This window comes from Aurantimonas sp. DM33-3 (assembly GCF_014334315.1).
Lineage (GTDB): Bacteria > Pseudomonadota > Alphaproteobacteria > Rhizobiales > Rhizobiaceae > Aurantimonas > Aurantimonas coralicida.
In genome coordinates this window covers 116,834-141,990 of sequence record NZ_JACSGS010000007.1, presented here as the reverse complement: position 1 = coordinate 141,990, position 25,157 = coordinate 116,834, and the positions used below count along the sequence as shown (strand labels likewise).

Below are 25,157 nucleotides of genomic sequence, written 5' to 3'. Positions count from 1 at the left end.
ACTAGGTCGCGGCCAACATGGTGTTGCTTACAGCCGGAGTTCGCCGTAAGCATCCGTCCCTGAATTGACGCTCTCTCCTTATGTGGCCCATCCGCCTGCGTCGTAGATCAAAGGACCAGTCCAAACAGTGAGGCCATCCACTCAGGATGGATGAGCCAGAAAGAACCAATCCAAAATACATGCATACATTCATGGACTTCATGAGACGGATCTTTGCGTGGCATCACTGGATCCCCATTAGTATCGACCTGCGCCGCTCGCCTTTTGATCTTCGCCCGCTAACGGCTACGTCTGCTCCGACGCTGATACAGCGAGGCGGCCAGAATCGTTCTCGCATCCTCATGTCGGCCGAAACCAATGTTGAGAATTCGTCAGCAACGCAGAAGGCGCTCCAACGCCCGGCGGAGAGGACTGCCCGGCGTCCGCACGATGTTGTGAGCGTCACCTGGGATCACGACTTCCTGAAAGGCTGCTTGCTCGCAACGACGCTACTGGCACTCACGACCGGGGTTATCCTCTGGGCGGTCTGGAGCGCGTTATCGTCATTGATCGGTTTACTTTTCTAATCTCTTCAGAAGACCTCGGCGAGTTGGTGGCGGACCCGACCGGACGCCCTGGTCAAACCTGTGCCGCATCCTCATGCCACCCCGTCGCCGGTGTCGGAACTGGTACACTCCCTCTGCCCGCCGCCGGCTTTCCCTATATCGCGACTTCCACGCGGTTGCGGCCGCGGTCCTTGGCGAGGAAGAGCGCTTCGTCGGCGGCCTTGAAGAGGCGCTTGAAGGACAGGTCTTCCCCCTCCTGCGTGGCGACGCCGACACTGACGGTCACGTTGCCGTTCTCCTGGTCGCCATGGAAGACCTTGTCGTCCACGGAAAGCCGGATCCGTTCGGCGGTCTGCAGGGCCGCTGCCGGGGTGGCATCCGCCATCGCCACGACGATCTCCTCGCCGCCGAAGCGGGCAACCGCATCGGATTTGCGGACATTGGCCCGCACCACATCCGCCACCTTCAAGAGGATCGTGTCCCCGACATCGTGGCCATATGTGTCATTGACCTGCTTGAACCGGTCGATGTCGATGACGAGCACCGAGATCGGCCGGCCATTGCGCCGTGCCACCTCCACCATCTCGCTGGTGCGACGCTCGAGATGGCGGCGATTGGGCAGAAGGGTCAGCGGATCGGTCGACGCCTCGGCCTCCAGCGCCCGGCCAAAGACGAAGGCCTTGCGCTCGCTGCAGAGGAAACGCCCGAGGACGAGAACCCCGATCACGTCGGCAACCGTCATCGGACCGATTGTCCGCAGGAATATCTGCGACGCGTTGTCGACCGGCACCGTCAGGATGAAGAGAAACGGCACATTGCAGAGAAGGCCGAGCAGCAAGAGATCGCGCGTGCGGGCCGGCTGCATCTTCTCAAAGACGAAATAGGCGAAGAAGGCACCGATACCCGCCGTGGCCACGATGTTCGCGATCCCGCCCATCGTGCCCGAACCGCCGAGATGCAGCCGGAAGAGGCTGGTGACCAGCGCGGCCACGGTCGCGGCTCCCGGTCCACCGAAGGGGGCTGCCAGGACCAGCATGACCGCCCGCGGGTCGATGCGCAGGCCCGGCGCCAGTTCGACCGCATTGGCGATCGAGAGCGATGCCCCGACACCGAACAACAGCCCGAGCGCAAGGCTTCGCCCAAGCCCCGGCTCGGCTTTACGCAGGGCCCAGCCATACATCATCGTCACCAGCGCGAAGATGCCGAGGCCGTTCACGACGCCGAGAAAGAATCCCATATTTGGCAAAGTTCTGGCTCCGATCCTGCCGCCTCTTTCTGCAATAGCCGCGACGGGTTACGAAGCCACAAACACCGGGAACGACACGGCTATCTGTCACAGAGGAAATTGGGGGCCGCGGAGAGACCGGTTGGCCGGGGCCTTCTTCCCTGCCGTGCGGCCGCTGCCGCCCGTGACCGGACAATGCCGTCGATGCAGGATCGCGCCATGACCAGACAACGATCGTCCCTCGGCCTGTTCGGCGTCTTCGGGCGATCCGAGGATCTGAAACAGCTCGACAGCGCACTGCGCTCCGTCGACCTGCATCCCAGGATGGTCCCGGAAGCGGTGAAGCTGACGGTGGTCAGGCTGATGCAGGATCATGCGGTCGGTGCGTTTCCCGCGCCGCAAGCCTACCGTGCCGCGGCCGAGATCCTCGGCTATTGCATGATCGGCGCGGAAGGCTTTGCCGGCGCCAACGACGTCGATCTGGCGCTGCGGGTCGGCGAGCGGATCGAACGTGCCATGGAGGCCGGGGATAGCCTCGACGCCCAGATCGTGCTGGTCACGATGACCGCCCGGGTGATCCAGCCGAGCGTCGTCGAACGCTTCGAACTGACGCTCGATACGCAATAGCGTCCCTCCCCCGGAGGAGGCTGCAGGCTATTTCGCGATGCGCAGGCTCGACACCTGTTCGGTGATCGAATCGAACGCCGCCATCAGGTCGCTCGAGCTCTTGGCGTCGTAATAGAGCTTCTTCGTCGGATCGGTGATGCCGTAGGACGCGCACTGCTCCATCAGCTTCTTCACCGAGGAGCCATCGTTGAGATCGAAGGCGATCGTGAAGATGACGATCCCGTCCTCGCCGGTGGCCTTGCGCCCGTCATCCTTGATGTTCTGGCAGATCGCCGCGACCTTCTCGTTCATCGCGGAGACGAAGCTCGATCGGTTCGCCCGCTTGCTGGTCGTGCTGGTGTCATCGAAGATCCGCCCCCAGCTATGATTGCCATAGGCGTCGTAGGTACTGGCATAGCCGAAGGTGCCGTAGCCGGATTCGTTGTAGTCGTTCTCGTCGCTGCCGTAATTGTTGTCGCCGTCGGTCATCAGCACCAGGACCTTCAGATTGTCCTTGGCGTCGTTGGCTCGGCCCTGGGTGAAGGGCTCGCGGGCCGACAACAGCCGCCAGCCCCAGGCGATGCCTTCGGGAATGTTGGTTTCGCCATCCGCATCCATGGCGTTGATCGCCGCATTGATCGTGGTCTGGTTGTCGGTCAGCGGCGTGACGGGTGTCGACCGGCAGCCACGGTTCGGGCCAGGGTGTTTGCCACGCTGCAAGTCGCTGCCGTCGAAATATTTTGCGACCTTCGACTGGACCGACATTGCCGCTTCGGCCCGCATCGAGCGGCTGCCGTCATCTTCGAGATAGTCGTTATCGCCCTTGTTGCCATCGTATTCGTCCGGGCCGAAGCTCGGCACGAACAGCGTGTCGGGATTTGCGTAGTTGGGTTCCGCATCGGTGATCGCGAGCCCGTTCGGCCGCGATTCCACGCAGCCCAACCAGGGCCCCAATTCGTTCTTGTGGTGCGCGTTCTCATAGACGAAGAACCGCGTCAGCGGCGTCTTCGAGGAAATCTCCTGCCAGTAGTCGCCTGTCGGGCTTCGCTCCGCCAGATTGACGCCGCGGCTCGTCTTCCAATTGGCCCAGTCGAGATATTCGTTGTGGATCGAGGACCGTCCCTTGGTGTCCATCCATTTCGCGTCGTGATTGTCCGGCCCGATATTGACCGCTGCGGCGAAGGGCACGACGCCGAACTGGACCGGCAGCTTCAGGGTCGAGGACGCAGCGCCCTTCAGGAACTGATCGGTCAGACCGATGGCGGCTTCCTTGATGGTGTCGATCTTGCGCTTGCCGCCACCGGATTTCGGCCGGCCGGTCATCGAGCCGGAATTGTCGAGCACCATGACCAGTTCGATGGACTGGTTCTGGACGACGATCTGGCTTCGGGCCGCCAGCGGAAACGCGCGCCAGTCGAGTTCGCCGGCGGTCACGAAGGAGAGGAGGTCGCCGAAGATGGTCGGATGCCGGCGGGCGGCCGACACCTGCAGAACCGTCGAGCCGTCCTCGTTGAAGATGCCGTCATAGCTGAAGTCCGTGTTCGCGCGCGCATCGGCCCCGGCGTTCTCGAAGAAATAGCCTTCCGCGACCTTCGACAGATGGGAATCCTGCTGGTTATTGGAATATTCCCGACCGGCGGCCAGCGCTGCGATATCGACCGAATGCTGGAGGTTGCGCTTCGACGCGTAGATCCCGGAGATGTCCACCGCAGCGCCCATGCAGCAGGCGAGGATCGGCAGGGTCAGTCCGAAGACAACCGCCACATTCCCGGATTCCGCCGTCCAGAACCGCTTGCCTGATGCGCTTTTCACGAGATCGATCTCCCCAACGGCCCATTCCTGGCGCGCAAACCTTACCTATGGTCCGTTTCCATATGGTTTCGCGACAGCCGACAATCCGCCGGATGGTCCACGTCCAGGCCTCCCGCATGCCGAACGCATTGACCGCCCCGGCCGAGGCTGCAAGAACACCCGCAATGACCCCGTCCGATGCCGTCTTCGACTGTCAGGCCTGCGGCGCCTGCTGCGCCTATTCGGCCGACTGGCCCCGCTTTTCCATCGAGAGCGACGCCGCGCTCGACCTGATTCCGGCCGCGCTGGTGGCGAGCGATCTCAGCGGCATGCGCTGCGAGAACGACCGCTGCGCCGCGCTTTCCGGGGTGGTTGGCACCGGCACGGGTTGCACGATCTATGCGCTGCGGCCGCAGGTCTGCCGCGAATGCGTTCCCGGGGGCGAGGATTGCCGGATGGCGCGGCAGCGTTTCGGGCTCGACTGTGATATGCTGCCGGCAACGGGCGAGGCAGTCTAGGGCGACAGCCCCCGCTTACCGGCGATCTTGCCGGCGTGAAATCTCGGCCGACTGGCACATATACTCCTGACAGGCAGGTTCGGGTTCTGACCCGACCCCGTGCCACGACCGCATTCAGGAGGCGCCCATGTCGACCCCGCCCGCCGCAAGACCCGGCGACGAAGGCAATGACAACGCGCCGCAGACGGCGGAAAATCTCTGCCGCAGATGTGGTGGATCGGGGACCGTCGATGGCGAGCCCTGCCCGGAATGCAAAGGCACCGGGCGTATCGCCGAAATCGTTGGCGACGCCTGACAACACGGCTCGGCATGCACCGCATCCCGACCATTCTTGAAGAAACGAGGACACAGATGGCAGCCAGGGCAGCCCATGAAGACCGGACCTACAAGGTGACCGAACCGGTCGATCTCGGCGACGGTCTGATCCTCCCGGTGGGGACCTATTCCGGACGCCTGCAATGGACGGAGTTCGCGCAGGTCAACGGACCGCCGCGGATCGTCAGCCAGCGCTTCGTGCTGCCGCTGTCGGCCGAGGAAGTGAAGGGTTTCGGCGGCAAGCTCGGCCGTACCCAGAAGCTGCGCGAGGTGGATATTTCCAAGCTCGTGGCGAACGGCCTCATCGTCGAGGTCTGACGCCGCCGGCATTCGATGCCGCGGGTTTGAAAAGGGGCGGCGGTCGGGTTCGACCGGCCGCCCCTTTTTCATGTGTGCCCGCCGGACGCGCGGGTCAGGCCGCAAGCGCCTCATAGGCGTCGACCATCTCGCGGCCGAGCGACTGCGCGACGGCGCGGTTGGTGATCAGGCCGCGATGGACATTCAGCCCGTGCAGGAGATGCGGGTCGTCCGACAGCGCCTTCAGACCTTTGTCCGCCAAGGCGAGCCCGAAGGGGAGCGTGGCGTTGTTGAGGGCGTGCGCGGAGGTGATCGGCACGGCGCCGGGCATGTTGGCGACGCAATAATGCACCACGCCGTCGATCTCGAAGGTCGGCTCGGCATGGGTGGTGGCGCGCGATGTCTCGAAGCAGCCGCCCTGATCGATGGCGACATCCACCAGCACCGCGCCCTTCTTCATGCCGGGCAGCATGGCCCGCGTCACCAGCTTCGGCGCCGAGGCGCCGGGGATCAGCACCGCGCCGATGACCGCGTCGGCGGCGAAGACCTCTTCCTCGATCGCCGTACTGGTGGAATAGCGCGTCTGCACACGGCCGGCGAAGAGATCGTCGAGCTCGCGCAGACGGGCGATCGAGCGGTCGAGGATGGTGACATCCGCCCCGAGGCCGATCGCCATCTTGGCGGCTTCCTTGCCGACCACGCCGCCGCCGATGATGACGACCTTGCCGCAGGCCACACCGGGAACGCCGCCGAGCAGAACCCCGCGGCCGCCATGGGCCTTTTCCAGTGCGTGGGCCGCGGCCTGGATCGACAGGCGGCCCGCGACCTCGGACATCGGTGCGAGCAGCGGCAGCCCCCCGCGTCCGTCGGTCACCGTTTCATAGGCGACCGCGGTGACGCCGGAGGCGATCAGCCCCTCGGTCTGTTTCGGATCGGGCGCGAGATGCAGATAGGTGTAGAGGATCTGGCCCTCGCGCAGTTGCGCCCATTCAGCGGGCTGCGGTTCCTTGACCTTCACCACCATGTCGGCCGTCTTGAAGACCTCCGCGGCGTCCGCCGCGATGGTGGCGCCCGCCGCCTCGTAGTCGGCGTCGCTGGCGTCGATGCCGGCACCCGCGCCGGTCTCGATGATCACCTGGTGACCGTGACCGACATATTCGCGCGTCGCCGACGGCGTCAGGCCGACGCGGTATTCGTTGTTCTTGATCTCCTTCGGGCAGCCGACGCGCATCCGTTTCCTCCATCTGTGGGCATCTGGATCGAAACGTGGTTCCGGCGCAATGTCCCCGCGTTTTCGCCTGCCAGAACCGCGAGGATCGATGTTTTCTTGCGTTTGGGTGCCGTCTTGCGCAAAATTCTGCGGATGGAGACGATCGACCGCTTCGATCTGCAGATCATGCGCACCCTGCAAAGGGAGGGCCGGCTGTCGAACGCGGCGCTGGCCGAGCGGGTCGGCCTGTCGGCTTCGGCCTGCTCACGGCGGCTCGACCGGCTGGAGGCGAGCGGTGCGATCCGCGGCTACCATGCCAAGCTGTCCAACCGGACGCTCGGCCACACCATCACGGTGATCGTCAATATCGGCCTGTCCGGTCAGACCGAGCGGCAACTCGCCGAGTTCGAGGCCGCGGCAAAGGGCTGCCCGAACGTCCTGGTCTGCTTCCTGATGTCGGGGGAATACGACTATCTCTTGCGGGTCGCGGCCCGCGATCTCGAAGACTACGAGCGCATCCACAAGACCTATCTGTCGTCGTTTCCGCATGTTGTGCGGATCAATTCGTCCTTCGCCCTGCGCGAAGTGCTGGACCGAACCACGGTGGGCATCGATCCGAACCTGTGACAGCGCGCCGTGCCGGCCGACCGGTCTGACGCCGGCTCAGCCGACCGCCGTCCGTCCGGCATCGATCATGAACGGATCGGCGGAGGCGGCACGGGCATGTTCGGTGAAGACCCGGCCAACGCCGATCAGGATCGGACGGTCGACGCCGATCCTGGCGACGATGGCGCCGAGGTCCGCGAGCGTGCCGGCAGCGCGGGTCTCGTCGTCGCGCGACAGATTGGCGGCGACCGCGACCGGGGTCGCGGCCGGCAGGCCGTGATGGATCAGGCGTTCGGCGATCTTCGCCGCCATCCGGCCACCCATGTAGAAGACGGTGGTGGCGTGATCGTCGGCCAGCGCATGCCAGTCGAGGTCCTCCGGCAGGCCGCCCTTCTTGGAATGGCCGGTGACGAAACGCAGCTGCTGGGCCCGGTCGCGATGGGTCAGCGACACGCCGAAGCTCGCTGCCAGCGCCGAAGCGGCGGTGATGCCCGGCACGATGGCGACCGGAATGTTCTCGCGGGCCAGTTCGTCCAGTTCCTCGCCGGCCCGGCCGAACACCGACACATCGCCGGATTTCAGCCGCACGACGTGCTTTCCCGCCTTGGCGAAGCTGACCATCATGGCGTTGATGTCTTCCTGGCGGCAGCTGTCGCGGGCGGCACGCTTGCCGACCAGCATGCGCCGTGCCTCGCGACGGGCAAGTTCCAGAATCTCGTCCGAGACGAGGTCGTCGAACAGGATCACATCGGCTGCCTGCAGGGCACGGACCGCCTTCAGCGTCAGGAGTTCGGCCTCGCCGGGACCGGCCCCGACCAGGGTCACGCGGCCGCCGGCCTCGGGCGAGCGGGCCAGATCGTCGATGAAGCCGCCGGCCGCCGCCTCGGCCGCGGCATCCGGCAACTTCGTGGTGAAGGCACTGTCGGCAAAGCGCTCCCAGAAGGCACGGCGCAGGGGTCCCGGCGCCAGTCGCTCCATCACCGCGCCCCGCACCCTGGCGGCCAAGGCCGCCCACTGGCTGAGCGCCGGCGGCAGCAGGGTCTCGATGCGGCGGCGGATCGCCTGGCCGAGGATCGGGGCGGCGCCGTCGGTGGAAATGCCGATGACCACCGGCGAACGGTTGACGATCGTGCCGAAGCGGAAGTCGCAATAGGACGGCTTGTCGACGACGTTGACCGGCACGCCGGCCGCCCGCGCGGCGCAGGCGAAAGCCTGGCCCTCGGCGAGGCTCTCGGTATCGCCGACGGCGATCGCCGCTCCCGCGAAGACATCCGTCGCCCAGGGCCGGTCGTGATGAACGATCACGCTGGATTCCGGCGGCACGGCGAGAAGCTCGGCCATCTCCCCATCGATCCCGTCGGCCGGGACATAGAGATCGACATGGGCGCCCGCCGAGGCCAGGAGCTCGGCCTTCCATGCAGCCCCCGGTCCGCCGCCGGCCATGACCACGCGCTTGCCCGCCAGATCGAAGAACACCGGCAGGCTCGCCAGCGGACCCATGCGCTGCGAGCGCTGCCGCGCGCCATTGGCATCGGCCTCGTCGAGGCTGTCGTCGCTCACCAGAATCGGGCGCTCGGCCATGGATCCGTCCTCGGTCGTCCTACTCGTCACTCTCTTGTGACATAGCGTCCGGGGCCGTCACAGAGCGAGGCGTAATTTTGCGTCCCGATACGCCCACCGGGATCGTCCTTCGCGCGGGGCCGGCTTGCGGAGCATGGTCGTTCCGGCACGCGAGGAACCCTACGAACAGATGCTGCAAGCCACGCGTGATCGCGCAACGTCGCTTCATCTCCGGCTCACAGGCGACCCAGCCGCCTTGATGGAAAACCATTCCCGGATCGCTGCGGTGACACGACATGCTTTGCTCTTGTCTGTCTTCAAGAGAGGGGTTACGTCGCCACGACAGGCGAGACACGCCGGCAATCGCCGTTGCTGCTCGCACGAATGACGGGGCCCTTCGCACGGGCCCGAACAGGCCAAGGATCAGACATGACCTATCTGGTGACCGACAATTGCATTCGCTGCAAGTACATGGATTGCGTCGAGGTCTGTCCGGTCGACTGCTTCTACGAAGGCGACAACATGCTCGTCATCCATCCGGATGAGTGCATCGATTGCGGCGTCTGCGAGCCGGAATGCCCCGCCGAGGCGATCAAGCCGGACACCGAGCCCAATCTCGATAAATGGCTGAAGATCAACACCGAATACGCCGAGAAATGGCCGAACATCACCATCAAGCGCGATGCGCCTGCGGATGCGGAAAAGTTCGACGGCGAAGACGGCAAGTTCGAGAAATACTTCTCGGCCGAGCCCGGCCAGGGCGACTGAGCTCTTTCAGCTTGTTCAAGATGGACGTCGCCGGTCAGGCGCCGTCCCAGCGCAGGCGCTCATGGGCGCGGCGCTCCTTCTTGGTCGGCGGCCGCGCCGAGGGCTGATAGCCCGGTGCGGCCTTGCCCTTGGCCGCTTCCTTCTGTTCCGCGATGGCTTCCCGCGTCGGTGACAGATCCTCGTAGAGGGTCGCCGCCTCGCTGGCCGGTCCGCGCCGTTCGCCCGGATCGACGATCTTCAGGACGAGGACATCGTCCCGGCGTGTGATCGTCAGCGTGTCGCCCGGGCGCACGGCCCGCGCAGCGTTGTCGGTCTTGTCGCCGTTGATGCGAACGCCGCCGGCCTGGACCAGCTTCTGGGCAAGGCTTCGCGACTTCACGACCCGCGCGAAGAACAGCCATTTGTCGATGCGCTGCCCCGCGGGTGCTGCCGGAGCCATCGGCTCCGCATGGCGCTTACTTGCCAAGCTTGTCCTTCAGCGCAGCGAGTTTGGCGAAGGGCGAATCGGGATCGATGCGCTGCGGGCGGGCCGGCTGCACGGGCGGCTTGCCCCCCTGCGGCTTGTCGAAGCGCCGGCCACGCTCGGGGCGATCACCCCGGCCCTTGCCGTCACCCTTGTCGGCGCGATCACCGCCATCACGGCCCTTGCCGCGCGGGGCACCCTTGCCGAAGCGCGGCGCGCGCTCCTCGCCCTCTCCGGCACCCTGCGGGCCACGGCCACGACCACGCTGGCCCTGGCCATGACGGGCACCGCCACGGCCGGCGCCGCGCTGCGGGCGCCAGACCTGCACGAGCTTGGGTGCCTCGGGTTCAGCGTTCTCGCCGCCCTCGCCGGTGGCTGCATCAGCGGCAGCGACTTCGGTCGTTTCCGCCGCCGGTGCATCGGCGCTGGACGTCTCGGCGGTTTCGGCCGGCGTTGCAGCAGCTTCGCCGTCGGTGGCTTCGCCAAGGGCGGCCGCAGCGGCCTTCCCGGCTTCGGCCAGACCACCGGTTTCGGTGGCTTCGGCCGGTGCGACCGGCGTGTCGGATGCCTCGGCGGTTCCGCCAGCGTCCGCAGTTTCGGTTACTGCCTCGACGGCGGGCGCCTCGGGGGCAGCGGTATCGACCGCATCCGCACCGGTGCTGGCCTCGTCCGCAGCTTCCACTGCCGGCTGCGGTGCATCCGAGGTCGCAGCCGCCTCGGCGGCCTTCCTGGCCGCTTCGGCGCGCGATGCCTCTTCGGCGGCGCGGCTTGCTTCGTCCAGCCGTGCGAGTTCGGCCTCGACCTTGGTCTGCTCGACCGGCTCGCCGCGATAGCCGAGGCCCTTGAGAACCTCTTCCATGTCTTCCGAGGTCGCGCCGAGAATCGACATCATCCCCGGCGTGACGAGGAACTGCGAGCCGTCATAGGCGCCTTCCGGCCGCTTGCCGGTGCCCGGCTTCCAGCCGAGCGCCGGGCGGATCAGGTCGGCGAGGCGCTCGAGGATGTCGACGCGCACGGCCCGGCGACCGAGCAGCCGGTAGCCGGCCAGTCCCCAGAACACCGGATCGAAGGAGGCATCGGCCACTGCCGAGGTGCGGCCGGTCGCCAGAAGATGGGTGACCTCGCCATAGCCCGGCTTGTCACGGCCATCGTTGTGGATGGCCCAGAGCAGCGTCAGAAGGGCCGCCGGCGCGGGCTTGATCAGCGCCGGAACGAAGATGTGGTAGGCGCCGAAGCGGACACCGCAGCGGCGCAGGGCCGCGCGCGATTCCTGGTCGAGCGACCGCACGTCCTCGGAGATCTCGCGGCGCTGGATCAGGCCATAATTCTCGTAGAGCCGGTAGGCGAGCCCCTTGGCGACGCCCTCCAGACCTTCGGAAGCCTGCAGATCGAGCAGCGGCTTGAGGACCGTGGTGATCTGGTAGGTGACCGAACGCTCGGCCCGCGCCGCGACCTTGTCGCGCGCCACGCCGGTCAGCTGCTCGTCGGCAAGCAGCACCGTCTTCGGCTTCAGCGGATCGTCGCCGGCCGACAGCACCGCCACCGGTGCACCGAGCCAGCGCACGAGCCCGTCCGAGCCCAGCGCGATGTCGCCATTGGGTGAATTGGCGAAGCGTTCCGCCCGCTTCTCGAACTCGCCGGCCAACGCCTTCTGGGCGGCGGCACGCACCGCGCGGCCATCCGGCCCCTCGGCCTTGCCGTCGGGCGTGAACCTGAACCCCTGCAGCTCGCCTACCGGGTGGCCCTCGACCACTACCGTGCCGTCGCCGCCGATCTCAGCTTCCATGAACGCGTTCTCTCTCAGCCGCCTCATCAAGACGCTTGTCCTGCGGTCTACGAAGCGTTTCGTCAACCTGTCGTGAAGAGCGTCGGAAAGACGGTCCTCGATCTCGCGAGTCTTTTCCTGCCAGTGTGTCGGATCGGCCAGCCAGTCCGGACGGTGTGAAATATAGGTCCAGGTGCGGATTTCCGCGATCCGCTGGGACAGCGTATCGATGTCGCCCTCGGTGCGATCGGCACGCCGGACCTGGCTGGCCATATAGTCTTCGGCGACGTGGCCGTCCGAGGCGAGGTCGGCATAGATGGTGGCGATGATCTCCGCATGCTGGGCCGGCGCGATGCGCCGATAGTCCGGCAGCTTGCAGGCTTCCCACAGGAGTTCGACCGCTGCCGGACTGGTGGCGCGATCCTTGACGGCCGGGTCGCGCGACAGGAATTCCAGCGCCCGCTGATCGACGGCCGGCAGCGCGCGGGCCAGGGCGTCGCTCGGCGGCGGCGCCTCCAGGCTCTCCTTCAGCCCGTCGATCGAGGCGAAGTCGAAGGAGCGCGAGCGCCATTGCAGCACCTTCACCGGCGCGAAGGAATGCGCTTCCAGCGCTTCGGCGAGTTCCGGGGCCAGCGGATCGACCTTGCCGGTGACACCGAACGTGCCGTCGCGCAGATGCCGCCCGGCGCGACCGGCGATCTGCCCGAATTCGGACGGCGTCAGCTGGCGGTACTGGAAACCGTCGAATTTCCAGTCCTGTGCGAAGGCGACGTGATCGACATCGAGATTGAGGCCCATGCCGATGGCATCGGTGGCGATCAGGAAATCCACGTCGCCGGACTGATAAAGTTCCACCTGGGCGTTGCGGGTGCGGGGCGACAGCGCGCCGAGAACGACAGCTGCCCCGCCCCGCTGGCGACGGATCAGCTCGGCGATCGCATAGACCTCGTCGGCCGAGAAGGCGACGATGGCGGTGCGCCGCGGCAGGCGGGTGATCTTCTTGGAGCCGGCATAGACGAGGTTCGACAAGCGCGGCCGCGTCGTCGCATGGGAACCGCTGAGCAGCCGCTGCAGCACGCCCTGCATGGTCGACGAGCCGAGCAGCAGCGTCTCCTCGCGGCCGCGGGCATGCAGGATGCGGTCGGTAAAGACGTGACCGCGCTCCAGGTCGCTGGCGAGCTGCACCTCGTCGATGGCGACGAAGGCGGTGTTGGGGGTGCGCGGCATCGCCTCGACGGTGCAGACCGAATAGCGCGCATTGGGCGGCTTGATCTTTTCCTCGCCGGTGATCAGCGCGACGGCGCCCACCCCGACGCGGTCGCAGACCTTCTGGTAGACCTCGCGCGCCAAGAGGCGCAGCGGCAGGCCGATGGTCCCCGAGGAATGGGCGACCATGCGCTCGATGGCGAGATACGTCTTGCCGGTATTGGTCGGGCCGAGAACAGCGGTGACATTGGATCCGTCGAAACGGATGCTTTCTCGGGCGGGGCGATGGTCGGTCATGCGTCCCGCTCATGTGGGAAGATATATCGGTTGGAAAAGGTTCTGGCCCGATTCGCAAGGTCCGAGCGTCACTTAGCGGCCAGGTTCCGCCGGCCGGCAAAAAAATCGTCCGGCCGCGAAGTTTTTTCGGAACCCTTTCTGAGGTCCCGCATTCTTCAAGCACCCCCAAGCGATCATCCCCCTCGATCGCAAAGAAGCAGACGGAAAAAGGCAGCTCCCCCTCGCTGCCTTTTTTCGCGTCTGGGGTCCGCATCTTCCCTCTCCTGCCGAACGCGCAGAGTTCCACGAGAATTCGTTTGCATTGCGCCCGTGCCCTGGCCTAGCGACAGGTTCCCGCACCCCAGACGAAGCGTGCTCCCATGCAGGCCGGCATTCTCCTCGCCTTTGCGTCCTATTTTGCCTTTGCCTGCGGCGATGCCTCGCTGAAGGCGATCGGCGACCGGCTGCCGATCTTCGAGATCGGTTTCTTCGTCTCGATCTTCGCCCTACTTCCGGCGCTCTTCACCAAGCGGCCAGAGGACAATTGGGGCAACGTCTTCGTGCCCAATCGCCCCGGCCTCGTGGCCCTGCGCATGGCCAGCGGCACGCTCGGCGGCATTCTGGGCGTCGTCGCCTTCACCAGCCTGCCGCTCGCCGAAGCCTATGCGCTGATCTTCCTTTTGCCGATCTTCGTCACCGTGTTCTCCTTCGTCGTCCTGAAGGAGCCGATCGGCTGGCGCCGCTGGCTGGCCGTCATCGGCGGCCTCATCGGCGTGCTCCTCGTGGTGCGCCCCGGCTTCCGCGAAATCCTGCCGGGCCATTTCGCGGCCATCGGCGTCGCCATATGCGGGGCGATCACCGTCATCGTCCTGCGGGTTCTCGGCCCTTCGGAGCGGCGGATCACGCTGATCGGCGCCGTGCTGGTGGCCGCCATCGTGGTCAACGGCGTCTTGATGGTCCCGGACTTCGAGATCCCGGCCAACGATCTGTGGCCGATCATGATCCTTGCCGGGCTTTGCGCCGGCATGGGCCATCTGCTGATCGTCTTCGCCACCCGCCTCGCCCCGGCAGCGCGGGTCGCGCCGACGCAATACAGCCAGATCGTCTGGGCGACGATCATTGGCGCCAGCTTCTTCTCCGAGTTTCCCGACCTGATCGCCATCATCGGCATGGTGCTGGTGGCGGCCTCCGGCCTCTTCACCTTCGTGCGCGAGACCGAGCGCACCCGGTGGCCGAGCCGCGTACCCTTGATCCGCAACCGGTAGAAATCAGCCGTCAGTTCTTCAGGACGACGCAGGAACCGCCGGCCCCGCGCAACCGTCCGCACAGCGCCTCGGCTTCGCCGCGGGTATCGGCACCGATGCGCACCGCATAGATGCGCTGGCGGGCGCCATTGCGGCCCCGGATTACCAGCGGGTCCCGGCCCTTCAGGATGGCGCCGAAGCGCGACTGCACCCGCCGGAACATCTTCATGGCGACGGCCTGCCGGGCATGGCCCGCGACCTGCACGCCCCAGGGCCGCATTGGTGCGCTCTCGACCGCGTCGAAGGCGGCAAAGACCGCGCGGGTCTTCATGATTGGCAGCCGGGCACAGCTCTCGTCGAAATCCCGGTCCGCATCGAGCGGTCGTGGCTCCAGCTCGCGCCCGTCCTCGCGAAACCAGTCCGCCGGCCGGAAGGTGATGGCGTTGACGTAGTTCTCGGTCTCGTAGGGCAGCGATCCGCCGCTGACGAGCCAGCGCTTCACCCGGTTGATGCCGCCATTGTAGGCGGCGGCCGCAAGGCCCCAATTGCCGAGCTCGGCGCGCAGATCGGCCAGATAGAGCGCCGAATGCCGCAGCGCCTGGCGGGCATCGTAGGGGTCGGCGAGGCCGCGCTCCTTCGCTGTGTAGGGCATGAACTGGGCGATGCCGCGCGCCCCCACCGGGGAGACGGCACCGGCGTCGAAGCGGCTTTCCTTCCAGATCAGCCGCGCGAAGAAGTCCGGCGACATGCCGACCGCGTCGGCGTTGCGGGCGATCATGCCGCAGATGGCCGTGGCGGACAGCGGCTGGTCCGCGCTGGCCTCCGCCTCATCCGCGCGTTCGGAAAAGCTGGGCGGGCTCGGCGGAAAGGCCAGTGCCGGCAGGACGATCGCGCCCTTGTCGGCGACCTGCGCCCCCGCGGCTGCCGGGGCGAGGACGGCAAGCGCCAGCCCGCAGGCTGCGCCAACACCCAGGGCGCGCCGCAGAACCGGATTGGAGGCTGTCATCGTGCATGTCGCCATGATCGGCAGGAATGCACAGGACGGCCGAAAAGGCTACTCGGACGCCTGGCCCGAACCGAAGCGGCGCTCGATATATTCCGCCACCATCACCTGGAAGTCGGCTGCGATGTCGGGGCCGCGCAGGGTCACGCTCTTCTTGCCGTCGACGAAGACCGGCGCGGCCGGCGTTTCGCCGGTTCCGGGCAACGAGATGCCGATGTCGGCATGCTTGGATTCGCCCGGTCCGTTGACGATACAGCCCATCACCGCGACGTTCAGCGCCTCGACGCCCGGATATTTCTCGCGCCAGACCGGCATGTTGATGCGGATGTCGGACTGGATCTTCTGGGCCAGTTCCTGGAACACCGTGGAGGTCGTGCGTCCGCAACCCGGACAGGCGGCGACGACCGGCAGGAACTGGCGGAAGCCCATCGTCTGCAGGAGCTCCTGCGCGACCTGCACCTCGCGGGTCCGGTCGCCGTTCGGCTCCGGCGTCAGCGAGACGCGGATCGTGTCGCCGATGCCTTCCTGCAGGAGAATGCCCATCGCCGCCGAGGACGCGACGATGCCCTTTGAGCCCATGCCCGCCTCGGTCAGGCCGAGATGCAGCGCGTGGTTGGTGCGCCGCGACAGGTCGCGATAGACGGCGATCAGATCCTGCACCTGGCTGACCTTGGCCGACAGGATGATGCGGTCGCGGCCGAGGCCGATCTCTTCGGCCAGCTCCGCCGACAGCAGCGCCGACTGGATGATCGCCTCGCGCGTCACGGCCCGTGCCGAGCGTGGCTGCGGCAGTTCGTTGTTGGCGTCCATCAGCCGGGTCAGCAATTCCTGGTCCAGCGAGCCCCAGTTGACGCCGATACGCACCGGCTTGTCGTAGCGGATCGCGGTTTCGACGATGGCGCCGAACTGCCGGTCCTTCTTGTCCTTGAAGCCGACATTGCCGGGATTGATGCGATACTTCGCCAGGGCCTCGGCACAGGCCGGGTGATCGGCGAGCAGCTTGTGGCCGATATAGTGGAAGTCGCCGACCAGCGGCACGTCGACGCCCAGCCGGTCGAGGCGCTCGCGGACCTTCGGCACGGCCGCGGCGGATTCGTCGCGGTCGACGGTGATGCGGACGATCTCCGAGCCGGCCTTGGCGAGCGCCGCCACTTGCGCGACCGTCGCGTCGATGTCGGCCGTGTCGGTGTTGGTCATCGACTGGACGACGACCGGTGCCCCCCCGCCGACCATGATGTTGCCGACACCCACGCCGACGGTGGATCGGCGCGGCGCCGGATCGGCGTCGATCGTGGCGGCCGGGTCGATCGGCGAATGAACGGTCATGGCAAGGCCTCGGGTGGATGTTCGCTGCCGTCGAGGTGGCGCCTTCGCGCCGGCTTGTCAATTCAGAGCGGGTCGCATGCGGTCCCGATCACGGGAACGGACTGTGCTTTCCCGGCGCACGACACCGGCCATGCCACCCTTGAAGCATGGCGGCGTCCTGCCCTATGGCGATACCGGCAATCGCGCGAAGGAGTTTCCCATGTCCGTCGGATACGGCCCGATCATCGTCATCATCGCGTTCCTCCTTTTGATCGCGGCGATGCCGACATGGCCCTATTCCCGCCAGTGGGGATACCGGCCGACCATGGTGCTGGCGATCATCTTCATGATGGTGGCCGTCTTCGTCGCCATCGGCGGGTTCGGCCCCGCCTGAGCGGCCGATCGGCAGGGCGCCGATGCTGGGAACTGAAACCCGGTTCAAAGGTTTGTGATGGCAAGTCTCACGAACAATCAGGAACCAGTCCCATGAGTGTCGGCACGATCCTTCTCATCATCCTTATCCTGATCCTGGTCGGGGCGCTTCCGACCTGGGGCTATTCCGGCGGCTGGGGCTATGGCCCGTCGGGCATCGTCGGCGTGCTTCTAGTCATCCTGATCATCCTGCTGCTGCTCGGGAAGATCTGACCCACCGTCCCCGAAGCTGTCCGGCTTCGGGGACCTCTCATTTCAGGACGGCGCCGGATCGGAGACTGCGACCGGCGCATCCACCGAGCGATCATCGGCGCCGGCCAGCAGCGCCGACATCGCCAGAATGACGACCAGCAGCCCCGACATGCCGAAGAAGACCACCGGAAAGCCGAGATGCTCGGCGATGAACCCGATGATCGACGGCGCGATCAGAATGCCCGAATAGCCCAGCGTCGTCGCGATCGCGAGACCGACCCCCGGCCGCAGCCCGGCGATGTTGCCCGCCGCCGAGAAGGTGACCGGTACGATGTTCGACAGTCCCACGCCGAGCAGCGCGAAGCCGGCAATTGCCCAGCCGAGGCTCGGCGCCAGCCCGACGGCGCACAGGCCCCCGATCCCCGCCACGAGTGACAGCCGCACGGTGCGTACCGCGCCCAGCCGGTCGCGGATACTGTCGCCGGCAAATCGGAACACCGCCATCGCCGCCGAAAACGCCGCGAAGGCAAAGCCAGAACTCGAAATCGTGGCGCCCAGATCCTGGCGCAGATAGATCGCGCTCCAGTCGATCGCCGCGCCTTCGGGCACCATGGCAAACAGCGCCAGAATGCCGATGGCCAGTCCCTTGAGCAGCGCCGGCCGGTTGCGCCTCGCCGCGGCCCGAATGGCGCCGAGACCACCGGTGCCTTCGCTCGTCCCCGCCGTGACCTGCCCGTCGTCGAACATGCTGCGGCGAACCGGCAGGATCAGGACGAGCGTAATCCCGCCGATCGCCAGCGCATGAGCCGGCGCGCCGATCGCTTCGATCAGCGGGCCGCCCAGTGCGGCACCGACGAAGCCGCCGACCGACCAGAAGCCGTGACAGGACGACATGATCGCCCGGCCGAGCCGGCGCTCGACGGCGACGGCATTGGCGTTGATCGCGACATCCATGCCGCCCATCATCGCGCCGAAGGCGAAGATGGCGATCGCGGCGAAAACAGGCGTCGGCGCCAGCACCAGAAGCGGTAGCGCGAACGCGAGCAGTGCTTGGGTCACCAGAACAGGGCGCCGCGAACCGCGCGTCGCCAGAACGCCGCCGATGAGCGGCATGGCCGTGATCGCACCGAGACCCAGCACCAGAATGAACAGGCCGAGGGTGGATTCGCCGATCCCCAGACGCGCCGCCAGCACCGGCACCTGCGGCGTCCACGAGCCGAGAACCAGACCATTGACGAAGAAGGCCAGCGCCACGGCAATCCGCGTCGGCGGAAAGATGACCGACTGCGGCTGGGGCGGCCGGGTCTGCTCTACGGACATGGGTGGCTCCAGCAACAGCGCCGCGGGTAGCGCAGCGAAGGGGATTTTCGGCTAGCGGACGGGCACACGGACGACATCGGTTCCCCCTTCGGCAAAGGCGGCAAGAATGGCGGGCCCGGCACCGGCTCCGGTCACCATCCGGGTCATTTGCGACGCGGCAATGACCCGGAACGGCGCCACCGTGCCCAGCTTGTCCGCCGTCGCGATCACCATGATGCTGCGTCCGGACAGGGCCATGCGCCGCTTGAACTCCGCCTCTTCCTGGCTGAAGGCGGTAACGCCCTCGACCGGGTCGACGCCGCAGGCGCCCAGCACCACCAGATCCGGGCACAGGCGCTCGGCGTCGCTCACCGCCTTGGCGCCGAGACAGGCGCCGGTGTGGGGATCGAACTGCCCGCCGACGAGAACCACCCGCAAGCCGGGCGCCTCCGGCACGGCCAGCGCGACGGCCGGAGAATTTGTGACGATGGTGGCGCGCAACTCCGGCGCGATCTGCCGCGCAAGCGCAATGTTGGTCGAGCCGGCATCGATGAAGATCGTGCCGTCACGCGGCAGGATGCCAGCTGCGACCCTGGCAAGCTCTGCCTTTGCCGGACCAGCCTCAGCCTGCCGGCTGGCCAGCGGCGCACCGCTGGGGGCAAGCGGCAAGGCGCCGCCATAGACCCGCTCGCAGAGCCCGGCCGCCGCCATTTCGCGGAGGTCGCGACGGATCGTGTCTTCCGAAACCTTGAATTCCCGCGCCATGGCGGCGGCGATCACCCGACCGTCGCTGGCCAGCCGCTCGCGAATGGCGGCCTGACGCTGCCCGGTCAGAAGGGACGTCGACATTCGCTGCGCCTTCCGCCTCATTCATGATGATGCACGCTTCTGCACGATTCCGCCGAAATCGTCAAGCCGCCCGGCACTAGGCACGCAACAGCAAAATGCCGCCGGGATCGCCGACGGCATTTCTCTCTGTCTTGCGCTTCGGGCGGGTTCCTACGCGGCGGCGTACACCACCAGCAGGTCCTTGGCGTCGATCTGCGCCCCGGCCGTGACATGCACGGCCTCGATGGTGCCGTCGCGCTCGGCGTGGATGGCGGTCTCCATCTTCATCGCCTCGATGGACAGGAGCACGTCGCCGCTGCGCACCGTCTGGCCGGCGGCCACGGCAAGGGTCGAGACGACACCCGGCATCGGCGCGCCGACATGGTTGGCATTGCCGGCTTCCGCCTTCGGCCGCACGGCGCCGCCGGCCGCGCCATGGGCCCGGTCCGGCACCTTGATGCGCCGCGGCTGGCCGTTCAGCTCGAAGAACACCGTCCGCATGCCCTTCTCGTCGGTCTCGCCGAAGCCGAGGCAGCGGACCACCAGCGTCTTGCCGCGCTCCAGATCGATGAGCACTTCCTCGTCCTGGGCAATGCCGTAGAAATAGGATGGCGTCGGCAGCATCGAAACCGGGCCGTAGAGCTCCTGGGCCGCGGCGAAATCGGTGAAGACCTTCGGATACATCAGGTAGGAGGCGAATTCCTGCGCGCTGGCCTCGCGGTCCAGCTTCTCTTCCAGCTTCGCCTGCTCGGCGTCCAGATCGGCGTCGGGGAGCAGCGAGCCCGGCCGCACGGTGATCGGCGTCTCGCCCTTCAGCACCTTCTTCTGGATGTCGGCGGGCCAGCCCTGGGGCGGCTGGCCGAGGTCGCCATGCATCATCGAGACGACGGAATCGGGGAAGGCCAGATCCTTCTTCGGATCCATGACGTCGGCGACGGTCAGATCCTGGCTGACCATCATCAGCGCCATGTCGCCGACCACCTTGGAGGACGGTGTCACCTTGACGATGTCGCCGAACATCCGGTTCACGTCGGAATAGGTCTGGGCCACCTGGTGCCAGCGCGTCTCCAGACCCAGCGAACGAGCCTGTTCCTTCAGATTGGTGAACTGGCCGCCCGGCATCTCGTGCAGATAGACCTCGGAGGCCGGACCCTTCAGGTCGCTCTCGAAAGCCGCATACTGGTTGCGCACGGCCTCCCAGTAGAAGGAGATCCGCCGGATCGCCTCGGCCGACAGGCCGGAATCGCGCTCGGTGCCCTTGAGCGCCTCGACGATGGAGCCGAGGCAGGGCTGCGCCGTGTTGCCGGAGAAGGCATCCATGGCCGCATCCACCGCATCGACGCCGGAATCGATCGCCGCCAGCACGGTCGCCGCCGAGATGCCCGACGTGTCGTGGGTATGGAAGTGGATCGGCAACCCGACCTCTTCCTTCAGCGCCTTGAACAGGACGCGCGCCGCCGCCGGCTTCAGGAGGCCCGCCATGTCCTTGACGCCGAGAATATGGACCCCGGCGGCCTCCATCTCCTTGGCGAGGGAAACATAGTATTTCAGGTCGTATTTGGCGCGGTCCGGGTCGAACAGGTCGCCGGTGTAGCAGATCGCGCCCTCGCACAATTTGTCGGCCTCGCACACCGCGTCCATGGAGACGCGCATGTTCTCGACCCAGTTCAGGCAGTCGAAGACGCGGAACAGGTCGACACCGCCGCGGGCCGCCTCGGCGACGAAGCGCTTGACCACATTGTCGGGATAATTGGTGTAGCCGACGCCGTTGGAGCCGCGCAGCAGCATCTGCAGCAGGATGTTGGGGGCGCGCTCGCGGACCAGCGCCAGGCGCTCCCACGGATCCTCGGTCAGGAAGCGCATGGCGACGTCGAAGGTCGCCCCGCCCCAGCATTCCAGGCTGAGTAGCTGCGGCAGGCCGCGGGCATAGGCATCGGCCACCGCGACGATGTCGTGGGTGCGTACGCGGGTCGCCAGCAGTGACTGGTGGCCGTCGCGCATGGTCGTGTCGGTGACCAGCACCTGCGGCTGGGCCAGCATCCAGTCGGCAAAGCCGCGGGGGCCGAGTTCGTCCAGTTTCTGGCGCGTGCCGTCGACGATCGGCGCCTTGAACAGCGGCGGGATCGGCAAAGCGTGCTCGGCCGAGGGGCGCGGCCGGTTCTTGGTCTCGGGATGGCCGTTGACGGTGACGTCGGCGAGATAGGTCAAAAGCTTGGTCGCGCGGTCGCGGCGCTTGACCTGGTCGAACAGGGCCGGCGTCTGGTCGATGAACTTGGTCGTGTAGGAATTGTCGCGGAATTTCGGATGCGAGATGATCGCTTCGAGGAAGGTCAGATTGGTGGCGACACCGCGGATGCGGAATTCGCGCAGCGCCCGGTCCATGCGGGCGATGACCTCCTCCGGGCTCGGCGCCCAGGCGGTGACCTTTTCCAGCAGCGGATCGTAGAAGCGGGTGATGACCGCGCCGGAATAGGCGGTGCCGCCGTCGAGCCGGATGCCGAAGCCCGTCGCACCACGATAGGCGGTGATGCGGCCGTAATCGGGGATGAAGTTCTGCTCGGGATCTTCCGTGGTGATCCGGCACTGCATGGCATGGCCGTTGAGGCGGATCTCGCTCTGGGGCGGAACGCCCGATTCCGGCGTGCCGATGGCGTGGCCGTCAAGGATGTGGATCTGCGCCTTGACGATGTCGATCCCGGTGACTTCCTCGGTCACCGTATGCTCGACCTGGATGCGCGGATTGACCTCGATGAAGTAGAACTTGCCGCTGTCGGCATCCATCAGGAACTCGACGGTGCCGGCGCCGATATAGTCGGTGGCATCGGCAAGCTTGCGGGCATAGCCGGCGATCTCGGCGCGCTGGGCGTCGTCGAGATACGGCGCCGGAGCGCGCTCGACGACCTTCTGGTTGCGGCGCTGGATCGAGCAGTCGCGCTCGAACAGGTCGACGACGTTGCCATGGGTATCGCCGAGGATCTGCACCTCGACATGGCGGGCGCGCTCGATCAGCTTCTCCAGATAGACTTCGTCCTTGCCGAAGGCGGCGCGGGCCTCGCGCTTGCCCTCGATGACCTCGCGCTCGAGATCCTTCTCGTCGCGGATGGCGCGCATGCCGCGGCCGCCGCCGCCCCAGGAGGCCTTCAGCATCACCGGATAGCCGACCTCCGCCGCCATGCGGCGCACCTCGTCCATGTCGTCGGGCAGCGGGACGGTGGCCGGCACCACCGGCACCCCGACTTCGAGCGCGAGATTGCGCGCCGCGACCTTGTTGCCGAGCCGGCGCATAGTGTCGGCGGACGGGCCGATGAAGGTGATCCCCGCCTCGACGCAGGCATCGACGAATTCGGGGCTTTCCGACAGGAGGCCATAGCCCGGATGAATGGCGTCGGCGCCTGAGAGCTTGGCGACCCGGATCACTTCCTCGATCGCCAGATAGCTCTCGATCGGCCCCATGTCCTTCGACAGATGCGGGCCGCGGCCGACCTGGTAGCTCTCGTCCGCCTTGAAGCGGTGCAGGGCCAGCTTGTCTTCCTCGGCCCAGATCGCCACGGTCCGGATATCGAGCTCGTTCGCAGCGCGGAACACGCGAATGGCGATTTCGGATCGGTTGGCGACGAGAATCTTGCGAATGGCCAAGGAACGCTCCTCCTGTACAGGATGCCGGACTTATCCCGCTTGCAGCCGGCACTCAAGATTGCGGCGGCGCGGGACGTTTCGCAAGCGCGAAGAGAAGCAGCTCGATGCGGCGGCGGGAGAACGGGCCGGATCGCTGCGCGATCGGCCATCGGACCTCATGGCCGGACAGGCCCCGGGCCTTCTAAGCCACCGTCGCCCCCGGCCTCAGCTCGACCGGTTCGCCACGAACCGCGCCGCCTCGATCAGCACCGCTCCCTTGTCGCCAAAGGGTGCAAGTTCCGCTTCCGCCTCGGCCACCAGCCGGTCGAGACGCATGCGGGTCCAGGCGATCCCGTTGAGAGCGGGCAGCGTCTTCTTGCCCCGCTCGCGGTCCTTGCCGGCAGCCTTTCCCAGCACCGCGGCGTCCGCCGTCTCGTCGAGGAGGTCGTCGGCGAGTTGGAAGGCGAGGCCGACGATCTCGCCGAAGCGGCGCAGGCGGGCCCGTTCGTCCGCTCCGGCATCGGCGACGATGGCGCCGGCCTCGCAGGCGAAGGCGATCAGCGCGCCGGTCTTCATCGCCTGCATCCGGGCGATCTCGTCCTCGGACAGGACGGCGTTCTCGGCGGCGAGATCCAGCACCTGCCCGCCGACCATGCCTGCGGCGCCGGCATCGCGGGCCAGCAGCGCGACGAGCGCGACGCGAGCCTCCGGCGACAAGGACGCCTCGCCCGCCACGAGACCGAAGGCCAGGGTCAGGAGGCCGTCGCCCGCCAGAATCGCTGTCGCTTCGTCGTAGGCCCGATGGACCGTGGGCTTGCCGCGCCTGAGGTCGTCGTCGTCCATCGACGGCAGATCGTCATGGACCAGCGAATAGCAGTGGATGCACTCCAGGGCCGTCGCCGTGCCGATCGCGGCCTGCGGATCGGCGCCGAACAGGCGCGCGCTCTCGATCACCAGGAAGGGCCGCAGCCGCTTGCCCCCGCCGAGCGCGCCATGGCGCATAGCCGCGAGAAGCCGCGCCGGAGCGCCCGCCACCGAACCGTGCGCACCGGCAAGGCAGTCCGCGAGCCGCGCTTCGGTCAGGTCGGCGGCCTCCGACAGCCGGGCTTGAAACGGGGTCTGGCTCATGGCTGCGTCGCTCTCCTGTCAGTGCGCGTCCGGCTTTGCCGAAGCCGCGGCCCGGGTCAAGGCGGCTGTGCCGCAGGTTCCCCATCGGGACCCCACGGCGATCGACACGGCGCAGCGTTGCGGCCATGCGGCGTCACCGGTAAGACCGGCGGATGAACGCGCGTTCCCGCCCCTGCCCTTTGAACGATAGCCAGCCGGCCTCTGCCGGCCGTGCAGGCATCGCACGATGATCCGGCGGATTGCGGCGATCGCCGCTCTTGTGATTCTCGTGCTGGTGGCGATTCCCCTCGTCCTGACGCCACTCTATGCCCTGCGCGCCGTGCATCCGGTCTCGACGCTGATGCTGGCCGACCACTTCGGCTTCCGTTCGATGCAGCGCGAATGGGTGGACATCGACGCCATCGCCCCGGTGATGGTCTATTCGGTGATGATGTCGGAGGACGGCCAGTTCTGCCGGCATGACGGCATCGACTGGGGCGAAATGCGCGCCGTGGTCGAGGAAGCGCTGGCCGGCGAGGAAACCCGCGGCGCATCGACGATTCCCATGCAGACGGTGAAGAATCTCTTCCTGTGGGGCGGCCGCTCCTATGTACGCAAAGCGATCGAGGCGCCGCTCGCCCTGTATCTCGACCTCGTCCTGTCGAAGCGGCGGATCATGGAGATCTACCTCAACGTCGTGGAGTGGGATCGCGGCATCTACGGCATCGGGGCGGCTGCGCAGCACTATTTCGGCCGGTCCGCTGCCAAGCTCACCGCCCGCCAGGCCGCGCTTCTGGCGGTCACGCTGCCCAATCCGATCGAGCGCAATCCGGCCAATCCCGGGCGCGGGCTCAACCGCCTCGCCGACCGGGTGCAGCGCATGGCGAAAAGCTCGGGCGACTATGTCGGCTGCGTGAAACCCGCATGACGGCTGCGACGGAATCGTCGCCGCCCCCTTCCCAACCAGCCGGGTCTTTGCTA

The 25,157-nt window shown here is 66.8% G+C and carries 22 protein-coding genes; 10 read left to right on the top strand and 12 right to left on the bottom strand.

From position 1 onward, the window contains the following. Positions 1-699 precede the first annotated feature (699 nt). On the bottom strand, positions 700-1,782 hold the full coding sequence (locus H9Q09_RS11735; RefSeq protein WP_246716117.1) for a diguanylate cyclase: 1,083 nt from the start codon (positions 1,780-1,782) through the stop codon (positions 700-702). A 207-nt stretch (positions 1,783-1,989) separates the two neighbouring features. On the opposite strand from H9Q09_RS11735, the gene H9Q09_RS11730 reads away from it, so the two are divergent. Beyond that, on the top strand, positions 1,990-2,397 hold the full coding sequence (locus H9Q09_RS11730) for a hypothetical protein (RefSeq protein ID WP_187391174.1): 408 nt from the start codon (positions 1,990-1,992) through the stop codon (positions 2,395-2,397). A gap of 27 nt (positions 2,398-2,424) precedes the next feature. Here the strand turns inward: H9Q09_RS11730 and H9Q09_RS11725 are convergent, their stop codons facing one another. Then, positions 2,425-4,188 carry a pilus assembly protein gene (locus H9Q09_RS11725; protein ID WP_230786251.1) on the bottom strand — a complete coding sequence of 588 codons (1,764 nt, stop codon included), beginning with the start codon at positions 4,186-4,188 and terminating at the stop codon, positions 2,425-2,427. Between the two features lie 164 nt (positions 4,189-4,352). Between H9Q09_RS11725 and H9Q09_RS11720 the strand changes: the two genes are divergently transcribed. The 3 genes from H9Q09_RS11720 to H9Q09_RS11710 all read left to right on the top strand — a co-directional run bounded on the left by H9Q09_RS11720 (position 4,353) and on the right by H9Q09_RS11710 (position 5,318). Then, positions 4,353-4,685: a YkgJ family cysteine cluster protein gene (locus tag H9Q09_RS11720; RefSeq protein WP_187391173.1), complete on the top strand. Its 333-nt coding sequence runs from the start codon at positions 4,353-4,355 to the stop codon at positions 4,683-4,685. 127 nt (positions 4,686-4,812) lie between these two features. Further along, on the top strand, positions 4,813-4,980 hold the full coding sequence (locus H9Q09_RS11715; protein ID WP_169513620.1) for a hypothetical protein: 168 nt from the start codon (positions 4,813-4,815) through the stop codon (positions 4,978-4,980). A gap of 56 nt (positions 4,981-5,036) precedes the next feature. Then, on the top strand, positions 5,037-5,318 hold the full coding sequence (locus H9Q09_RS11710) for a hypothetical protein (protein WP_024349813.1): 282 nt from the start codon (positions 5,037-5,039) through the stop codon (positions 5,316-5,318). A 94-nt stretch (positions 5,319-5,412) separates the two neighbouring features. On the opposite strand, the gene ald is transcribed toward H9Q09_RS11710, so the two are convergent. Then, the gene (gene ald / locus H9Q09_RS11705) at positions 5,413-6,528 is read right to left on the bottom strand and encodes an alanine dehydrogenase (protein ID WP_187391172.1); all 1,116 of its coding nucleotides are present in this window, start codon (positions 6,526-6,528) and stop codon (positions 5,413-5,415) included. A 132-nt stretch (positions 6,529-6,660) separates the two neighbouring features. Between ald and H9Q09_RS11700 the strand changes: the two genes are divergently transcribed. Continuing rightward, entirely contained in the window at positions 6,661-7,134 is a 474-nt protein-coding gene (locus H9Q09_RS11700) for an Lrp/AsnC family transcriptional regulator (RefSeq protein WP_009210791.1), read from the top strand. A gap of 36 nt (positions 7,135-7,170) precedes the next feature. On the opposite strand, the gene cysG is transcribed toward H9Q09_RS11700, so the two are convergent. Beyond that, positions 7,171-8,613: a siroheme synthase CysG gene (gene cysG, locus H9Q09_RS11695; RefSeq protein ID WP_187391274.1), complete on the bottom strand. Its 1,443-nt coding sequence runs from the start codon at positions 8,611-8,613 to the stop codon at positions 7,171-7,173. Between the two features lie 489 nt (positions 8,614-9,102). Between cysG and fdxA the strand changes: the two genes are divergently transcribed. Further along, on the top strand, positions 9,103-9,441 hold the full coding sequence (gene fdxA, locus H9Q09_RS11690; protein WP_009210793.1) for a ferredoxin FdxA: 339 nt from the start codon (positions 9,103-9,105) through the stop codon (positions 9,439-9,441). 34 nt (positions 9,442-9,475) lie between these two features. Here the strand turns inward: fdxA and H9Q09_RS11685 are convergent, their stop codons facing one another. Then, positions 9,476-9,880: an RNA-binding S4 domain-containing protein gene (locus H9Q09_RS11685; protein WP_187391273.1), complete on the bottom strand. Its 405-nt coding sequence runs from the start codon at positions 9,878-9,880 to the stop codon at positions 9,476-9,478. A 16-nt stretch (positions 9,881-9,896) separates the two neighbouring features. Continuing rightward, positions 9,897-13,172, bottom strand: a complete 3,276-nt coding sequence (locus tag H9Q09_RS11680) for a helicase-related protein (RefSeq protein ID WP_187391171.1) — start codon at positions 13,170-13,172, stop codon at positions 9,897-9,899. A gap of 359 nt (positions 13,173-13,531) precedes the next feature. Between H9Q09_RS11680 and H9Q09_RS11675 the strand changes: the two genes are divergently transcribed. Continuing rightward, entirely contained in the window at positions 13,532-14,416 is an 885-nt protein-coding gene (locus H9Q09_RS11675) for a DMT family transporter (protein WP_187391170.1), read from the top strand. Between the two features lie 10 nt (positions 14,417-14,426). Here H9Q09_RS11675 and H9Q09_RS11670 read toward each other — a convergent pair whose 3' ends face one another. Together H9Q09_RS11670 and ispG are read right to left on the bottom strand one after the other, a co-directional pair. After that, positions 14,427-15,401, bottom strand: coding sequence for a lytic transglycosylase domain-containing protein (locus tag H9Q09_RS11670; RefSeq protein WP_246716116.1), 975 nt, complete (start codon positions 15,399-15,401; stop codon positions 14,427-14,429). Between the two features lie 48 nt (positions 15,402-15,449). Next, positions 15,450-16,724 carry a flavodoxin-dependent (E)-4-hydroxy-3-methylbut-2-enyl-diphosphate synthase gene (gene ispG, locus H9Q09_RS11665; RefSeq protein ID WP_187391168.1) on the bottom strand — a complete coding sequence of 425 codons (1,275 nt, stop codon included), beginning with the start codon at positions 16,722-16,724 and terminating at the stop codon, positions 15,450-15,452. A gap of 130 nt (positions 16,725-16,854) precedes the next feature. Here ispG and H9Q09_RS11660 point away from each other — a divergent pair, with 130 nt between their 5' ends. Together H9Q09_RS11660 and H9Q09_RS11655 are read left to right on the top strand one after the other, a co-directional pair. Beyond that, a complete protein-coding gene (locus tag H9Q09_RS11660; protein WP_210315326.1) occupies positions 16,855-17,097 on the top strand; it encodes a DUF3309 domain-containing protein in 243 nt (80 codons plus the stop codon). Between the two features lie 92 nt (positions 17,098-17,189). Further along, positions 17,190-17,348, top strand: a complete 159-nt coding sequence (locus H9Q09_RS11655; RefSeq protein ID WP_035694650.1) for a DUF3309 family protein — start codon at positions 17,190-17,192, stop codon at positions 17,346-17,348. 42 nt (positions 17,349-17,390) lie between these two features. On the opposite strand, the gene H9Q09_RS11650 is transcribed toward H9Q09_RS11655, so the two are convergent. The 4 genes from H9Q09_RS11650 to H9Q09_RS11635 form a co-directional block, all read right to left on the bottom strand. Beyond that, entirely contained in the window at positions 17,391-18,647 is a 1,257-nt protein-coding gene (locus H9Q09_RS11650) for an MFS transporter (protein ID WP_187391167.1), read from the bottom strand. A gap of 51 nt (positions 18,648-18,698) precedes the next feature. Further along, complete coding sequence (locus H9Q09_RS11645; RefSeq protein WP_187391166.1) at positions 18,699-19,475, bottom strand: DeoR/GlpR family DNA-binding transcription regulator; 777 nt, start codon at positions 19,473-19,475, stop codon at positions 18,699-18,701. A gap of 150 nt (positions 19,476-19,625) precedes the next feature. Further along, complete coding sequence (gene pyc / locus H9Q09_RS11640; protein WP_187391165.1) at positions 19,626-23,090, bottom strand: pyruvate carboxylase; 3,465 nt, start codon at positions 23,088-23,090, stop codon at positions 19,626-19,628. 204 nt (positions 23,091-23,294) lie between these two features. Then, complete coding sequence (locus H9Q09_RS11635; RefSeq protein WP_187391164.1) at positions 23,295-24,197, bottom strand: polyprenyl synthetase family protein; 903 nt, start codon at positions 24,195-24,197, stop codon at positions 23,295-23,297. 226 nt (positions 24,198-24,423) lie between these two features. On the opposite strand from H9Q09_RS11635, the gene mtgA reads away from it, so the two are divergent. After that, positions 24,424-25,104, top strand: a complete 681-nt coding sequence (gene mtgA / locus H9Q09_RS11630) for a monofunctional biosynthetic peptidoglycan transglycosylase (RefSeq protein ID WP_187391163.1) — start codon at positions 24,424-24,426, stop codon at positions 25,102-25,104. The last annotated feature ends 53 nt before the right edge of the window (positions 25,105-25,157 follow it).

Coding starts and splice junctions, on each gene's coding strand:
- H9Q09_RS11735 (WP_246716117.1), bottom strand. CDS start 1,782: ATGGGATTCTTTCTCGGCGTCGTGAACGGCCTCGGCATCTTCGCGCTG.
- H9Q09_RS11730 (WP_187391174.1), top strand. CDS start 1,990: ATGACCAGACAACGATCGTCCCTCGGCCTGTTCGGCGTCTTCGGGCGA.
- H9Q09_RS11720 (WP_187391173.1), top strand. CDS start 4,353: ATGACCCCGTCCGATGCCGTCTTCGACTGTCAGGCCTGCGGCGCCTGC.
- H9Q09_RS11715 (WP_169513620.1), top strand. CDS start 4,813: ATGTCGACCCCGCCCGCCGCAAGACCCGGCGACGAAGGCAATGACAAC.
- H9Q09_RS11710 (WP_024349813.1), top strand. CDS start 5,037: ATGGCAGCCAGGGCAGCCCATGAAGACCGGACCTACAAGGTGACCGAA.
- ald (WP_187391172.1), bottom strand. CDS start 6,528: ATGCGCGTCGGCTGCCCGAAGGAGATCAAGAACAACGAATACCGCGTC.
- H9Q09_RS11700 (WP_009210791.1), top strand. CDS start 6,661: ATGGAGACGATCGACCGCTTCGATCTGCAGATCATGCGCACCCTGCAA.
- cysG (WP_187391274.1), bottom strand. CDS start 8,613: ATGGGTCCGCTGGCGAGCCTGCCGGTGTTCTTCGATCTGGCGGGCAAG.
- fdxA (WP_009210793.1), top strand. CDS start 9,103: ATGACCTATCTGGTGACCGACAATTGCATTCGCTGCAAGTACATGGAT.
- H9Q09_RS11685 (WP_187391273.1), bottom strand. CDS start 9,880: ATGGCTCCGGCAGCACCCGCGGGGCAGCGCATCGACAAATGGCTGTTC.
- H9Q09_RS11680 (WP_187391171.1), bottom strand. CDS start 13,172: ATGACCGACCATCGCCCCGCCCGAGAAAGCATCCGTTTCGACGGATCC.
- H9Q09_RS11675 (WP_187391170.1), top strand. CDS start 13,532: ATGCAGGCCGGCATTCTCCTCGCCTTTGCGTCCTATTTTGCCTTTGCC.
- H9Q09_RS11670 (WP_246716116.1), bottom strand. CDS start 15,401: ATGACAGCCTCCAATCCGGTTCTGCGGCGCGCCCTGGGTGTTGGCGCA.
- ispG (WP_187391168.1), bottom strand. CDS start 16,724: ATGACCGTTCATTCGCCGATCGACCCGGCCGCCACGATCGACGCCGAT.
- H9Q09_RS11660 (WP_210315326.1), top strand. CDS start 16,855: ATGCCACCCTTGAAGCATGGCGGCGTCCTGCCCTATGGCGATACCGGC.
- H9Q09_RS11655 (WP_035694650.1), top strand. CDS start 17,190: ATGAGTGTCGGCACGATCCTTCTCATCATCCTTATCCTGATCCTGGTC.
- H9Q09_RS11650 (WP_187391167.1), bottom strand. CDS start 18,647: ATGTCCGTAGAGCAGACCCGGCCGCCCCAGCCGCAGTCGGTCATCTTT.
- H9Q09_RS11645 (WP_187391166.1), bottom strand. CDS start 19,475: ATGTCGACGTCCCTTCTGACCGGGCAGCGTCAGGCCGCCATTCGCGAG.
- H9Q09_RS11635 (WP_187391164.1), bottom strand. CDS start 24,197: ATGAGCCAGACCCCGTTTCAAGCCCGGCTGTCGGAGGCCGCCGACCTG.
- mtgA (WP_187391163.1), top strand. CDS start 24,424: ATGATCCGGCGGATTGCGGCGATCGCCGCTCTTGTGATTCTCGTGCTG.